Origin of the sequence: Azonexus sp. IMCC34839, assembly GCF_047047955.1 — a bacterium.
In the GTDB taxonomy this organism is placed as follows: domain Bacteria; phylum Pseudomonadota; class Gammaproteobacteria; order Burkholderiales; family Rhodocyclaceae; genus Azonexus.
In genome coordinates this window covers 3,204,122-3,218,783 of the sequence record NZ_CP150631.1, presented here as the reverse complement: position 1 = coordinate 3,218,783, position 14,662 = coordinate 3,204,122, and the positions used below count along the sequence as shown (strand labels likewise).

Annotated in this window: 16 protein-coding genes; 3 read left to right on the top strand and 13 right to left on the bottom strand. The window is 52.4% G+C overall.

What is annotated here, in order from left to right; translation table 11 throughout:
* Positions 1 to 9 precede the first annotated feature (9 nt).
* On the bottom strand, positions 10 to 423 hold the full coding sequence (gene flgC, locus WIF35_RS15755) for a flagellar basal body rod protein FlgC (protein ID WP_412479176.1): 414 nt from the start codon (positions 421 to 423) through the stop codon (positions 10 to 12).
* A gap of 7 nt (positions 424 to 430) precedes the next feature.
* Positions 431 to 838, bottom strand: coding sequence for a flagellar basal body rod protein FlgB (gene flgB, locus WIF35_RS15750; protein WP_412479175.1), 408 nt, complete (start codon positions 836 to 838; stop codon positions 431 to 433).
* A gap of 75 nt (positions 839 to 913) precedes the next feature.
* Between flgB and flgA the strand changes: the two genes are divergently transcribed.
* Genes flgA through WIF35_RS15735 form a run of 3 tightly spaced genes read left to right on the top strand, consistent with a single transcriptional unit; the run spans position 914 to position 2,474 of the window.
* Positions 914 to 1,669, top strand: a complete 756-nt coding sequence (flgA, locus tag WIF35_RS15745) for a flagellar basal body P-ring formation chaperone FlgA (RefSeq protein ID WP_412479174.1) — start codon at positions 914 to 916, stop codon at positions 1,667 to 1,669.
* Positions 1,670 to 1,728: 59 nt separating this feature from the next.
* Positions 1,729 to 2,013 (top strand): flagellar biosynthesis anti-sigma factor FlgM, encoded by a 285-nt coding sequence (gene flgM / locus WIF35_RS15740; protein WP_412479173.1) that lies wholly within the window; start codon positions 1,729 to 1,731, stop codon positions 2,011 to 2,013.
* Positions 2,013 to 2,474, top strand: a complete 462-nt coding sequence (locus tag WIF35_RS15735) for a flagella synthesis protein FlgN (protein WP_412479172.1) — start codon at positions 2,013 to 2,015, stop codon at positions 2,472 to 2,474. Before flgM ends, WIF35_RS15735 begins: the two co-directional genes overlap by 1 nt.
* A 12-nt stretch (positions 2,475 to 2,486) precedes the next feature.
* Here WIF35_RS15735 and motD read toward each other — a convergent pair whose 3' ends face one another.
* The 11 genes from motD to WIF35_RS15680 form a co-directional block, all read right to left on the bottom strand.
* On the bottom strand, positions 2,487 to 3,302 hold the full coding sequence (motD, locus tag WIF35_RS15730; RefSeq protein WP_412479171.1) for a flagellar motor protein MotD: 816 nt from the start codon (positions 3,300 to 3,302) through the stop codon (positions 2,487 to 2,489).
* A complete protein-coding gene (locus WIF35_RS15725) occupies positions 3,302 to 4,042 on the bottom strand; it encodes a flagellar motor protein (RefSeq protein ID WP_412479170.1) in 741 nt (246 codons plus the stop codon). Before WIF35_RS15725 ends, motD begins: the two co-directional genes overlap by 1 nt.
* On the bottom strand, positions 4,035 to 4,787 hold the full coding sequence (locus WIF35_RS15720; RefSeq protein ID WP_412479169.1) for an RNA polymerase sigma factor FliA: 753 nt from the start codon (positions 4,785 to 4,787) through the stop codon (positions 4,035 to 4,037). The genes WIF35_RS15725 and WIF35_RS15720 overlap by 8 nt, the downstream gene beginning before the upstream one ends.
* Positions 4,787 to 5,674 carry a MinD/ParA family protein gene (locus WIF35_RS15715; protein ID WP_412479168.1) on the bottom strand — a complete coding sequence of 296 codons (888 nt, stop codon included), beginning with the start codon at positions 5,672 to 5,674 and terminating at the stop codon, positions 4,787 to 4,789. Before WIF35_RS15715 ends, WIF35_RS15720 begins: the two co-directional genes overlap by 1 nt.
* On the bottom strand, positions 5,667 to 7,136 hold the full coding sequence (flhF, locus tag WIF35_RS15710; protein ID WP_412479167.1) for a flagellar biosynthesis protein FlhF: 1,470 nt from the start codon (positions 7,134 to 7,136) through the stop codon (positions 5,667 to 5,669). The genes WIF35_RS15715 and flhF overlap by 8 nt, the downstream gene beginning before the upstream one ends.
* Positions 7,133 to 9,217: a flagellar biosynthesis protein FlhA gene (gene flhA / locus WIF35_RS15705; protein ID WP_412479166.1), complete on the bottom strand. Its 2,085-nt coding sequence runs from the start codon at positions 9,215 to 9,217 to the stop codon at positions 7,133 to 7,135. The genes flhF and flhA overlap by 4 nt, the downstream gene beginning before the upstream one ends.
* Positions 9,217 to 10,350 (bottom strand): flagellar biosynthesis protein FlhB, encoded by a 1,134-nt coding sequence (flhB, locus tag WIF35_RS15700; RefSeq protein WP_412479165.1) that lies wholly within the window; start codon positions 10,348 to 10,350, stop codon positions 9,217 to 9,219. The genes flhA and flhB overlap by 1 nt, the downstream gene beginning before the upstream one ends.
* Positions 10,351 to 10,528: 178 nt before the next feature.
* Positions 10,529 to 12,430: a chemotaxis protein CheA gene (locus WIF35_RS15695; protein WP_412479164.1), complete on the bottom strand. Its 1,902-nt coding sequence runs from the start codon at positions 12,428 to 12,430 to the stop codon at positions 10,529 to 10,531.
* 11 nt (positions 12,431 to 12,441) lie between these two features.
* Positions 12,442 to 13,290 (bottom strand): protein phosphatase CheZ, encoded by an 849-nt coding sequence (gene cheZ / locus WIF35_RS15690; protein WP_412479163.1) that lies wholly within the window; start codon positions 13,288 to 13,290, stop codon positions 12,442 to 12,444.
* A gap of 14 nt (positions 13,291 to 13,304) precedes the next feature.
* On the bottom strand, positions 13,305 to 13,697 hold the full coding sequence (gene cheY / locus WIF35_RS15685) for a chemotaxis response regulator CheY (RefSeq protein ID WP_412479162.1): 393 nt from the start codon (positions 13,695 to 13,697) through the stop codon (positions 13,305 to 13,307).
* 23 nt (positions 13,698 to 13,720) lie between these two features.
* Positions 13,721 to 14,659, bottom strand: coding sequence for a chemotaxis protein (locus WIF35_RS15680; protein WP_412479161.1), 939 nt, complete (start codon positions 14,657 to 14,659; stop codon positions 13,721 to 13,723).
* Between the last annotated feature and the right edge of the window lie 3 nt (positions 14,660 to 14,662).

Sequence of the window (14,662 nt, the reverse complement as noted above, 5' to 3'; positions counted from 1 at the left end):
TAGCTCCAATCAGGACTGACCAATTTGCAGCGTACGCAGCATCATTGATTTAGCGGTGTTCATCACTTCGACGTTCGTCTGATATGAACGTGAAGCCGAAATCATGTTGGTCATTTCCTCGACCACATTCACATTCGGAAAGGCGACATACCCTTTTTCATCTGCGGCCGGATTTCGGGGGTCATAAACCATACGCAGCGGGGAAGCATCTTCGACGACTTGCCGAACTCGAACGCCCTTTGAGACATCGCCCCCACCATTAACCGGTATCGTTTCAAACACCACTTGCTTTGCTCGGTATGGCTTCCCATCGGAGGAAACAATGCTGTCTGCGTTGGCGAGATTTGAGGCTACAGCATTCAAGCGCATTGACTGGGCTGTCATTGCACTTGAAGAAACCTGAAAGACGTTAAACAAGCTCATGATTTTCTCAACCGTTCGTAGGCGTCATGGCTGTCCTCAAGCCCTTGAACTTATCGCCGATCAATTGGGTAAGTATCTGGTATTGGACAGCGTTATCTGCAATATGGGTACGCTCAACGTCCATATCGACGGTGTTGCCATCGACTGCAGACTGTGTGTCTGAGCGATATTTCATCTGAACTGAACCACTGCCATTTCCATTCAAGTGTCCCCGGTCGGTTTTCGCCATTTCGAGACCTCGCCCGACATTGTCAGAACTCATCGCACCTCGCATGGCTTCCTCGAAGCTGAAATCTCGAGCTTTGTAATTCGGCGTATCAGCGTTCGCAATATTCGACGCAAGCACCTGATGGCGCATCGTTCGTAGATTTAACGCTTGGCTGAATACCGCAAAATTCTGGCTGATGGATGACATGGGTTACCTTTCGAAGCAGCAATTCAAAAGCATTGATCATGCCAGTAAAAATAAGTCGAAAATTCAGCGACGTACATGTCCATGATCGACTCATCGGCAATCTTTGCCGGCAAATTGGCACCTACATCTCCGCTCAGGCAAAATGGCGACATGCGTAGACTTCAACAACTTCTCGTTTTACTGGCCTTGCTTTTGCCCTATCCCCTATTGGCTTTAGACGGAAAACGGATTTCCGAGACTGCCCAACATTTCGTTCTCCAGCAGTTGAGCGGAAATAAGGGCGAGGCAAAGGTCAATGTTGGCAACATTGACACTAGCCGCCTTCCCGACTGCGAAGCACCAGAGGCATTTCTCCCTGCAGGAGCACGCTTGATTGGGCGTGTATACATCGGGATACGCTGCAACCACCCTCACCGATGGAGCGTACTTGTCCCGGTACAAATATCTATTACTGGAACCTACCTGACGCTGAATCGAGCATTGGCAGCTGGTCAGATTGTTCAAGCAAACGACATCCTGGTGACAAAAGGAGATATCTCCAGCCTACCCACTGGCGCGATTGCAGATATTGAAACGGCGGTTGGTAAGCAACTGCGCAACTCGCTGGGTGCGGGACAAACTTTGCGTGCCGATCATTTACAGAGCCCCTGGGTCGTCCGGCAAGGACAATTGGTAAAAATCATCTCCCAAGGCAATGGGTTTTCGATCAGTAGCGAGGGGCAAGCCCTAAACAATGCTGCCGAAGGCCAGGCAGCCCAAGTCCGGATGCCATCCGGACAGACGATTTCCGGGATTGCACAAAAAGATGGCAGTGTAATTATTGTTTTTTGAGCTAAAGTTCTGGCTGAACGCGCCGTAAATTGATTCAGGACTAAAAGATTATTTAAATCATGAAGATCGACAACACATACAAGCCAATTGGCACTGGTGCGGCACTCAAGCCAAATACCGCGCAAAGCACTCCTGCTACAAGCAAACAAGATGCTGTTAGCCTGAGTTCTTTCGCTGGCAGCCTCCAGAGCGATCAGGACTATCCCATGGATATGGCCCGGATACAGGAAATAAAGCAAGCCATAGCAGAAGGACGTTTTACGATCAATCCTGAAGCCATCGCCAATAGCCTGATTGAGTCTGCACGCGACCTGGTTAGCAAAAGCAACGCACGCCAAGCGTGATGAGCAATCTGGTTTTGCTATTGGGAAAGGAGTTGGAACTCCTTGATGAGTTCATCCTTTTGCTCGCAGAAGAACAAAACGCATTAAAGTGCGGACAGACCGAATCGCTGCCAGAACTGGCCGAGAAAAAAAACCAGCGAATTCAGGTGCTGAATGACCTCGATAACGAACTTCGCCAGACCGTTGGCAATATCTCACGAAGTAGTGAATCTGCACCGATCGATTGGCCAATCCCCCAAGAGGAACGCGATACTGTCGCTCCTCTCTGGCGCGCGCTGCTCGAAAAGGCTCGACACGCCAAGCAACTGAACGCTCTGAACACCCAATTAGTGGACATGCATCTGCGTAACGCCAAGGAATTGCTGGCCAGCTTAATACCTGCAGCAGATGCAGGCCCCCTGTATGGGAGTAACGGCCAAGCCAATGGCAATACTGGCAGCCGTATTATCGACTTAGCCTGAGTCGCGCGCCGACTATCTCACCACTCCCGACGTACTAACCTGTTGCTGACCGGGAAGCTCAGTCGGCTCTTCTGGGCGATTGGAGTCGATAAGGATACTAACTCGGCGGTTCCTCGCCCTTCCCTCGGGCGTTGTATTCGTCTCAACCGGGCGGGTCTCACCATAACCGATGGCGGTCAATCGCTCTGCGCCAACACCACCATCGTTAAAAAGACGCAGGACAGTGGTGGCTCGCATCGCCGACAGCTCCCAATTTGATGGAAATTGCGGAGTAGATATCGGAACATTATCGGTATGCCCCTCAATCGTAATCGGAAAATCAGACGCTGCCAGCACATTGGCGATAGCCAGCATTGCGCTTGTCGATGCCTGCTGCAATTTAGCCTGACCAGGCGGGAACAGGATGCTGTCGTTGATCTCGATCGTGACGCCGCGGCTGGTCTCGAGCAAACGAACCTTCCCTTGCGCGATCAAGGGCTGTAAGGCATTCATGATATCGCTTGCGACATTCTTCATTTTTTGTCGCTGCTCGGTCTTTACTTCCTCACCCCGTTTCGCCTCTGGCAGACGATCTGGCTTGGCGATTGGTTTGGGTGGCATGACAGGTGCACCTGTAATCGGAGCAATGGGCTGTCCACCTGGTTCGCCGGTAACGTTCTTGAAGGCGTTCACCAACGAGTTCGACAGAACCTTGTACTTCCCTTCATTGACCGAAGAAATCGCATACATTACGACAAAAAACGCGAACAACAACGTAATAAAATCCGCGTACGAAACCAGCCAACGTTCGTGGTTTTCGTGCTCTTCCTCGCGGCGTTTTCTGCGCATTACAGGAGATAGCCCCGCAAACGTCCTTCGATAATACGGGGATTGTCGCCAACCGCAATCCCAACCAATCCGTCGATCACCATTTCGCGCGTAGCAACCATCCGGGCGATGTAGTACTTCAACTTACCTGCGATAGGCAAGTACACCAGATTCGCCAATCCAACACCATAGATCGTTGCGACGAAAGCCACAGCGATCCCAGCTCCAAGCTTAGTCGGGTCGGACAGGTTCTCCATAACGTGTATCAACCCCATCACGGCACCAAGGATACCGATAGTCGGAGAATAGCCGCCGGCCGACTCCCAGATTTTTGCAGACTGGCGCCACTCATCCTCGAACGTGTTGATATCCACTTCAAGCAACTCGCGGATTCTTTCCGGATCAGCACCATCAACCAAGAGCTGCAAGCCTTTACGGACAAATTCGTCCTTGACCCCAGGCAAATAGTTTTCTAATGCAAGCAGCCCCTCTCGTCGGGAAAGCTGGCTCCACGAGAGGATTTGATCGATTTGACGTTTCTGTTCAATGACCGGCGGAATCCAGACCCATTTCACCATCTTCAAACCACGTTTGAAGATGTGAATTGGACTTTGCAACAACACAGCCCCCAAGGTTCCACCGAGAACGATCAACAATGCCGTCGGTTGCACCAAGGCGCCGATGTGCCCCCCCTCGAGGTATTGTCCCCCCAAAACGGCAATCAGGCCGAGAACGATTCCCGCCAGACTGATTTTATCCAAGCGCCTTCTCCTTGCGTCGTTTTTTCGCAGCGGGGAGTTCACCGGCAATCTGGCTTCGCAAGCGTGTTATCGCCTGACTGTGCAACTGGCAAACACGAGACTCTGTCACCCCCATGACTTCGCCTATCTCACGCAAATTCAGGTCTTGCTCATAATACAATGCCATCATCAGCTTTTCACGTTCTGGAAGCCGAGCAATGGCATCAACGAGTTGCTTTTTGAGGCTTTGATCTTCAAATATATTTGCAGGATTGGAATCATCATCGGTGAAATGGCGCTCCAAAAAATCCTCATCCCCTTCACCGGAAAAATCTTCCAGATACACTAACTGGTGTCCACGCGCTTCCTGAAGAGTTTTTTGATAGTCGGAAAGCGACATTCCGAGAGTATCCGCCAACTCACGTTCGGACGGCGCCCGGCCGTGCACATGCTCTAACTGATTGATGGCAGTTTCGATACGACGAAGTTCCCGCCGCAAATTTCGGGGTAGCCAATCATTCTCGCGAAGTCCATCCAGCATCGCGCCACGCACTCTTTGTGTCGCGTAGGTCTCAAACTGCGCGCCGAAGCCTTCCTGGTACCGGTCGATGGCATCAAGTAGACCAAGCATTCCGTTCTGTACTAAATCTTCGAACTGTATGCTTGGTGGCAATCTCGCCATCAAATGATAAGCGATACGCTTCACCAGCGGCATAAAGCGCTGAACCAACTGCTCCCGTTCTGGTTGCCCGGTAGGGGTATACATCAAACTCTGAATTGATTCGGTGTAACTCGTTGGCTCAAGTGTAGCAGCTGCTGCATGAACTGCTCGACCCCACCGGCGTCTCGCTCCTGATTGCCCCAATGCACCATATCTGCCGCCATTTCTCTGAATGCAATAGAAGCAGCTGAGTCAGGCAATTGCACAACCACTGGTCGGCAGAATTGCCCCGCCATCTTGACCGCCTCGTCATGTGGGACAGCACCAACGTAGTCCAGTTGCGCGATACCGCGTCGAACAGCGACTTGGGCTATGTTTTCGTAGATTGAGCGAGCATCTGGCTGGCTGCGGACCTTATTGACCAAGATGCGGAAATGCTTGCGCGCATATGCCTGGCTGATTTTCTTTATCAGAGCATATGCCTCCGTAATCGAAGCACTATTCCCCGAAACAACCACCACAGTTTCACGTGACGCCAAACCAAATGGCGAGAACCCCTGGGGATGGGACATTGCCGCATCGACCAAGATGACATCCACCGGATGATCCAATCTAGCCATCGCGTTCAACAGCGCTTGTTGCTGAGCGCCAGTTAGGCGCCCAAGCTTCCTTACTGCCCGTGCCGCCTGAAGAATGCGCAAACCGGCCATTGGCTGAAGCAACACTTGAGGGAGTGTCGCTTCATGTTGAACCACATGGAGCAAGTCGTAATTTGAGGACATACCGAACAAAGAGGCCACGTTATCGCTCGACGTATGCTCATCGACGATTAACACCTCTTTACCGAGCCGAGCCAATGCGGCTCCGATGTTGGCCACGGCGATGCTTTTCGCCACGCCCTCGCAACCCGCGACGAAAGTTATCGCTTGAAGTTGCCCAGCACCGAGCAGGCGCCGTAATCCGGCGGCCTGGTCGCCCCGAAAGTCAGCCACGGCCGCCTCCATTGGCGACCAATCCGGCATTGGCCATCATCAGCCCAGGCTCCAACCCTTCCAAGCGATAAGCGGAGTTATCCGGAACATCCTTGAAGGCGCGATGGAGCAAATAACCGCGATTTGGCAGGTGCAAATCTTCGGGTACTCGCTGCCCGTTGGATACATAGGTCAAACGCAAACCATGGCGCATGATAACATCAAGCGCCGTCGCCAGACTTGCGGCCTCATCGATCTTCGTCAGGACACATCCGGCCAAGCCATCCCCTTGATAAGCTTTAACCACATCGTCCAAGGTATCACCACGGGAAGTTGACGAAAGGAGCAGCAGACGCTGAACTGCGCATCCAGCCAACATGTCGGTTAACTCAGGAACCAACTTATCCTTTTGGCTCATACCCATCGTGTCGATGAGTACCATATGTTTGTTTTGCAGTTCAGCTAGTGTTTGTCGCAACTCCAAAGCATCTTTAACCAGATGGACTGACACCCCGAGAATCCGGCCATAAATTCGCAACTGCTCATGGGCACCGATCCGGTATCCGTCGGTCGTAATCAGTGCAACCTTGCTCGGACCATGCCGGAGTACACAGCGTGCCGCCAACTTTGCGGTCGTCGTCGTCTTACCCACCCCTGTCGGTCCGACCAAAGCGTAGACTCCGCCGCGATCGACAATATCGTCTTCAGCGGTGATGGTTCTCAGGGAACGATCTGCAGCCCCTTTGACCCACGCCATCGCCTCTCCGGCACTCATTTCTTGCGGAAGATCACCGAGCAGTTCACGTGCGAACTGAGGCGAAAATCCTGAATCCAGCATCTGTCGGAGGATTTCGGTTTTAACCGGCTGGCTACGAGAAGCCTCCCCCCAAGCAAATCCGGCGAGGTGTTGTTCGACGATTTTCCGAAGAGATCGTATTTCTTCCATGACCTCAAATGGAACGACATCCGCTTCGACTCTCCGCGCGGAGGGTATCGACGGACGACTTACAGAATCTTGAACAGTTTTTTCGGCATTCGGCGTGACTGCTGCGGTGGACGTTCCCAAACGAGCAAATTCCGGGCCGCGTAACGCGCCAGTACGCGGAATTGCTGCGTTAACCAGAGGTGCATTATTGTCTCTTGGCGGTGTAGCAACATTTACCTGAACCCGGGGACGATTAACCTCTAACGGTTGTTTTGGGTCGTTACGCGGCGCGGCTGCTGCCCTGGCCGCACCCAGCGAAACCCGATAATCTTCCATCTCATCATCGGGCAAATCTCCCAGAGTTTGCCTGCTCTTAACGGGAGCATCAGAAGACACCGCTGGCACGATCATCGCCATATCACGCGCGGCGACCGCCATAATTTCGACACCGCCAGGCACCCCACGATTTGATAGGATGATGGCATCGTTGCCCAGTGTTTCCTTTACCTTTTTCAAGGCATCTCGAGCGTTGGCAGCGATGAATTTTCTGACGTTCATGTTTTACCTCCGATGATCGAGGTCACCTTGATAATCCGGTTTTCCGGCACTTCGTTATGAGATAGGACCTTCAGCTGCGCCACGCTACGGCGCAGGAAACGTGAAAGTAATACGCGCAAGCTGGGCGGGACCAGTAGAACCGCTGGAAGGCCCAGTGACTCCTGGCGTGAGGAAGCAGCAGCAGTTTCACGAACCAAGGTATCGGCCAATCCTGGCTCGAAACTCGCGTTTTCGCCGCCTCCGGATACTGCCTGCATCAGCAACCGCTCCAAGCTCGGATCCAGGGACATAACCTGAAGCTCGCCAGCGCCTGGGAAGAGTTGCTGAGTGATCGCGCGCCCCAATGCGACTCGTACCTGGGTCGCAAGATCGTCGGGGTTTTGCGTTCGTTGCGCATGATCCGCGACCACCTCGATGATGGTCCGCATGTCGCGAATGTGAACCCCTTCTTCCAACAACCCCTGCAAGACTTTTTGCAGGACGCCCAGCGGCACGACCTTCGGAACGAGGTCCTCGACCAGTTTCGGCATTTCTTTCGCAAGATGATCGAGCAGTTGCTGCACTTCCTGGCGCCCAAGCAATTCCGCCGCATGGGTCAAAATCAAATGGTTCAAATGCGTCGCTACCACTGTCGAAGCATCAACGACTGTATAGCCATATGCCTGCCCCTGATCGCGCAAACCTGCTTCGATCCAGATGGCAGGCAACCCAAAAGCCGGGTCTGTGGTGGCAGTACCTTTCAAAGTACCGATGACTTTTCCAGGGTTAATGGCTAAATACTGCCCCGCATAAGCCTCACCGCCCCCCACCTCGACACCTTTGAGGAGGATCCGGTAAGCATTCGGTTTCAGTTCAAGGTTGTCTCGAATATGCACCGGCGAAACAAGGAACCCCACCTCTTGTGCAAATTTCTTTCTGATCCCTCGAATCCGCCTCAGCAATTCCCCGTCTTGAGACTTATCCACCAATGGGATTAACCGGTAACCGACTTCAAGTCCCAACACATCCAGTGGTGCAACGTCGCTCCAGCTAGCCTCAACCACTTCCGGGGCTGGCGCCGGCGCCACCTTCAGGGGTTGCGCAGTAGTCTGCCGCTCCGCCTCCAGCATTTTCCAGGCGAACCACCCCAAACCGGATGCCAAGCCCAGAAAAACCATATTCGGCATACCAGGAATAAGACCAAGGAATCCAATAATTCCAGCCGTAACAGCGATGACCTTGCCGTTTCTCAGCATTTGGCCGAGCACCTGCTGACCAATATCCTTGTCATCGGAAACGCGCGTCACCACCATACCAGCGGCGATTGAGATGATGAGCCCCGGAATCTGCGCCACCAAACCATCGCCGATAGTGAGCAGCGTGTAGTTTTTTGCAGCCATCGCAATTGGCATATCGTGCTGCAAAACGCCGACCACTAAGCCACCGACGACATTCAGCAACATGATGATGATCCCTGCTACGGCATCCCCACGCACGAACTTTGATGCACCATCCATTGAACCAAAAAATTCAGATTCGCGAGCAATTTCGGTACGACGTCGGCGGGCCTCTTCTTCCCCGATCAAACCAGCATTGAGATCCGCATCGATCGCCATTTGCTTGCCAGGCATGGCATCGAGAGTAAATCGCGCCGACACTTCGGCCACACGTCCGGCACCCTTCGTGATAACGACAAAGTTGATCACAACCAGAATCAGGAAAACGACTATACCTACTGCGAAATTCCCGCCAACCAGAAAATGTCCAAATGCCTCAATCACCTTACCTGCGGCATCTGGCCCGGTATGCCCCTGCAACATGACCACACGAGTCGAGGCGACGTTAAGAGAGAGACGCAGCAACGTGGTAACGAGCAACACTGTGGGAAATACTGAAAAATCCAAGGTTTTCTGTGTATTTACAGCCACCAGCAATACCAAAACCGAAATTGCGATATTGAATGTGAATAGCACATCCAAAACGAAGGCCGGCAACGGCAGCACCATCATCGCCAGGATCATCAAGATCAGCACTGGCGCTGCCAATTGAGTCAAATTCAGACGCCCGAGGATATTCTGAAGGCGCATAGTTGAAGTAGCCATCAGATTGCCTCCGGCACCAATTCACTGGGAACTGGAATATCACGCGGCGGCAAGGGATAAGCCCCGCCAGCCTGACGCCAGTTGGCCAACTGATAGATGTACGCCAACACTTCAGCAACAGCACTGTAAAGTGCAGAAGGGATTTCCTGATCAAGTTCGCCGTGTTTGTACAGAGCACGCGCCAAAGGTGGCGCCTCCATGATCGGGACCGAGTTGTCACTGGCGATTTCTCGTATTTTCAATGCGAGCGCATCCATTCCCTTAGCCACCACTTTTGGCGCAGCCATCCCTACCGAATACGACAAGGCAACCGCAAAATGCGTCGGATTGGTAACAACCACGTTTGCTTTTGGAACCGCTGCCATCATTCGACGGCGTGCCGCTTGCATTTGCAGACTCCGGATTCTCCCCTTCACATGAGGATCCCCCGTCATCTCCTTCATTTCCTGCTTGACCTCTTCTTTGGTCATTTTCAGCTTGTTAATGTATTGCCAGATTTGAAATGGCACATCAGCCGCAACAACCAACAAGAGAACCGCAACAAGCATGAAAAAAGAAAACACCAGCAATTCGCCCGCATGACCCAACCCCGCTTCCAAGGGCTCAGCAAGCAAACCAAAAATCTCGTCACGCTCTTTCCAAATTAACAGAGCAGCCAACCCACCAACCAGAACTGCCTTTAGAAGAGCCTTGGCCAACTCCATTAGGCTCCCCCAAGAAAACATACGGCCAAATCCAGCCAATGGGCTTATACGCGACAAATCCGGTGCGATTGTGCCTGGCGCGAATATCCAAGCATTCATAAAGAACGGGGGCAGCACTGCAGCAAACAGCAACAGCGCCAACAAAGGGAAAAACGCCCATAGAGCGTCAGTCGAAATCTCGGCCAAACGGGGCAACATCAACCCGGTCTCGCGAGCATATTGCGAATCCACAGACAGTCCGTGCAGCATGATTTTCTGGATTCGCTGAAAGAACCAGCCCCCCATAGACCAAATTGCAGCAGCAGCAACTGCCAGCACCAAAAACGCCCCCAACTCACGCGAATGAGGAACCTGCCCCTTCTCGCGAGCTTGATCGAGCCGCCTGCCGGTTGGCTCTTCGGTTTTCTCGAGATCGCTGTCTTCAGCCATGGCCGTCCAAGGTGTTTATGACGGCTATTATAGAAAAAAACCAAGAAAATTAAATAGGTACACCAATATTTTTACAACGATTCTAGTATGGGAGCGTAAACCCATGACAACATGGTGAACCCACAAAAAGAAAAAGAGGAGGCAAGCCTCCTCTCAAACCGTTGACTCTAAAGAAGTATTAGGCGAAATCGAGCATACGCATTGATCCCATATCCGAATGCTGGCCAATATCAGCCAACAACTCCTTCATGTCGAGAATCAGAACGATTTGACCGTTCGAAAGGGTCGTCACACCGGCAACCCCCTTCGGACGGAAGTCCTCCAGAGACTTGATAACCGCATCGTCACGACCAGCAAAGCTATCCACGCCGAGTATGAAGCTGCGCTCAGCAGTCTGCATCAACACCCCATACTCCGGATAGCGCTCAAGCGGCCACCCCAGGAGACGCGCCAACGATATCACTGGCAAAACCTCACCTCGGACCACCAACGTCTCCTTGCCTCCAACCTCCTGGATTCGCCCTTGCTCAATCGGCAATATTTCACGAACCAACGACAACGGTAGCGCAAATGGCTGGTCCCCCAACAAAACCAGCAAGACAGGCAAAATGGCCAGCGTCAACGGTAGCGAAATCAGAAATACAGACCCCTTGCCAGGCTCGGAGCGAATCTCGATAGAGCCGTTGAGCTTCTGGATATTGGTTTTTACAACATCCATACCGACACCACGACCGGAAACGTCAGAAATTTCGGTCTTAGTGGAGAAGCCGGGCAGGAAAATAAGGTTTAGGCTTTGGCGCTCATCGAGGGTATTAGCCTCCTCCTCCGATATAAGCCCTTTATCGACGGCCTTCGCCCGAATGCGCTCAGCACTCATACCACGGCCGTCGTCAGCAATTATCAGAACAATATGATCGCCTTCTTGCCGAGCCTCGAGACGCACCAGGCTCTTGACGGACTTGCCTGAAGCCTGACGTTCGGCGGGCATTTCGACCCCATGGTCAACTGCGTTGCGAATCAAGTGAATCAGAGGATCCGCAAGATCCTCAATCATCGTCTTATCGACTTCTGTCTCTTCACCAGCAAGGACCAGTTCGACATCCTTACCCAACTGACGAGCCAAATCACGAGCAATACGCGGATATTTCTGGAACAGGCGCCCGATCGGCTGCATCCGCGTCTTCATCACGGAGTTTTGGAGATCTGAAACGAGCAAATCCAATTGGCTGACCGCCTGATCAAGCGCATGCAAGGTATCTGCGTCGTTCTTACCGGCAAGGATGTCCGCCCGCAAGCTGGTCAAGCGATTCTTGGTTAGACCAATCTCACCAGACAGGTTTAGCACCTGATCAAGACGGGAAGTGTCGACACGTATTGTATTTTCGCGCACCCGCTCTTCTGCACGCCTGGCCGTTGCAGGCGCCCCCCCTGGACGATCCGTAGAACGACGACCGAAAGGAGACTGCGCTGTTTCCGAGGGTGCTGTAACCGCACCCACCGGCTCTTTAGCCGGTTGAACCGGAGCAACCTCACCTCTAACTATTACTTCAGGCTCCTTGGACTGATCTGCACCACCTGTTACCGCAGCGTGCAATACGCTCCAATCCGGCTCATCAGAGCTCCCCTGGTCGCTATTCATTGGGCCCGCTTCAGGTTTGACCGGCTGCACTGCTACTGCCCCCGGCAGCTCTCCACTCAAAGCTCCTTGAAGAGCAGCGATAATGCCGGAGTCGGCAGGTTGAGGCTGCACCATTTGCCCCAACTCCCCAAACATATCCCGAACCCCTTTTGTCGCAGCCATGATGACATCCATCAACTCGGGAGTCAGCTCCAATTCGCCGTTACGCAGGCGATCGAATAGATTTTCCGTCAGATGGCAGAGAGTGACCAACTCAGTGGCATTCAGAAAGCCCGCACCGCCCTTAACGGTATGAAACCCGCGAAATATGTCATTCAGCAACCCCTTATCATCTGGAGTTTTCTCAAGGTCAACCAATTTGTTGTCGACATCGGACAGCAAATCATGGGCCTCCTGCAGGAAATCCTGCAACAGATCTTCCATTCCGGAAAAATCGCTCATGACACCTCTCCTTAGAAACCGAGACTTTCAAGCAGATCATCTACCTGCTCTTGATTCACCACCACGTCGCTTCTACCTTCCGCATTGATGACCGGTCCGTTCATCAAACTTTCAACCTCGTCCGTACGCTTGGTGTCTGGAACCACTTCGAGCAAAACGCCCATCAAACCGCTTTCCAACTCCTGAGCCAACGTAACGATTTTCTTAATTACTTGACCGGTCAGATCCTGAAAATCCTGAGCCATCATGATTTCGGTCAATTGCGCGTGTACAGCTTGCGTTTTCGTCGGAACCTGATCTTTCAGAAAAGCGCGCGTTTCGATCGCAAGCTTCCTGAAATCCTCTGGCCCAATCTGATTGGCGAAAACACTATCCCACCTCTCAGTCAAAGCCTGCGCAGCATTACCGATGTCATCAACGAGCGGGCCAGCAACGTCCGTCGCATTCAACACCCTGCAAGCCGCCTGCTCAGTCAGATTAGCCACATACGCCAAGCGGTCTTTCGCATCAGGTAGCGCCGAAACGGTTTTTTCAATTAATTTGTCATAGCCAAGTTGCCCCAGCGTATCGTGCAACGCTCGAGCCATGTGACCAATGCGGTTAAATACAGCCTCCTGTTTTGGCCAACCATCCGCCCCGTCGCAGGAATCTGCCGGCGCCCCTTCCTCTTCAACAACAACGTTCTCCGCTGCGACACTGTCAAACAGCGCTTGCAACTCATCACTGTCCCCTATTGCAGAGGTTGTCGACGAAATGGGCTGCGGAGTGGGAGCAGGCGCTTGCGGTGCAGGCGCAGCGTAATCGGAGGCTATCGAATCGAACAGCGCTTCCAAATCTGATGAGTCATTATTTGCCGTCATGAGCGCCCCCTAAACTACTGCCCCATTTTCTCGAAAATCTTGGTTAACTTTTCTGAAAGCGTTCCTGCCGTAAAAGGCTTGACAATGTAGCCACTTGCCCCAGCTTGCGCGGCGGCAATGATGTTTTCTTTCTTTGCTTCAGCCGTAATCATCAGAACAGGCAGATGCTTCAGATTTGGAGTAGCGCGAATGGTCTGCAAGAGAGTCAGCCCGTCCATATTGGGCATATTCCAATCGGTCACCACAAACTCGAACCCCCCTGCCTGCAATTTCTGAAGCGCAATTGCCCCATCTTCAGCCTCATCGACATTAGTGAAGCCCAGTTCTTTAAGAAGATTGCGAACAATTCGACGCATGGTGGAAAAATCGTCCACCACCAGAAATCTCATTTTCGGATCAGCAGCCATGCAGCACTCCAATTACTTAATATTTATCGTTCGATCAGCGGGCGCAACGTATCCGCCAAGGCTTCAGCATCAAATTTGGCAACATAAGCATCGACACCAACTGACTTGCCCATAGCCCTATTGGCTTCGGAGGAGAGGGAAGAGTGCATCACCACAGGAACACCTTCGAACCTAGGGTCTGACTTAATATTTTTGGTCAGGACATACCCATCCATTTCAGGCATCTCTGCATCTACCAAAATTAGACGGATATCATCCCGAATATTTCTACCCATTTGATGCGAATGAGCCGCTATTCCTTGCAGGCGGGTCCAAGCCTCCAATCCATTTGTCGCGTGCTTATGCCTTACCCCTAACTTATCCAGCACCTCGGATATCTTCCGCCGCGCAACGATTGAGTCATCTACGAAGAAAACGCTAGTATCGGGATCGACTCGAGCAGGGACGATATCGACGATCATCGCTTCACCGAAAGCATTCGATAGAATTTGCTCCACGTCGAGGATTGAGACCAAACCCCCATCTTCTAATTCGATTACGGCGGTAATCAAACCGTGGTTAGCACTCAGAACGCTCTCCGGAGCTTTTACACGCTCCCAATCCACGCGGATGATCCGGTCCACCTCGTGGACCAAAAACCCTAAAGTACGCTTTGAGTACTCAGCCACCATCATCGTCTTGCCCAAGCCTGGTGGCACACCATCGAGTTGAAGGAAGGGGGCAAGCGACAAGACCGGGATCACGTTGCCACGCAACGAAATCAACCCTTCTACGCCACGAGGCATATTCGGCGTTTTTGTAATGTGCGGAGTCCTTCCGACTTCGCGCACCTTAAATACGTTGATTCCGAAAATCTCCCTCGTCCCAAGAGAGAACAAGAGAATCTCCATCTTGTTCGACCCGGCCAAGCGAGTTCTTGCATCAACGCTTTCTAGCAAGTTCTTGTTTTCTGCGTAGGTCATCTC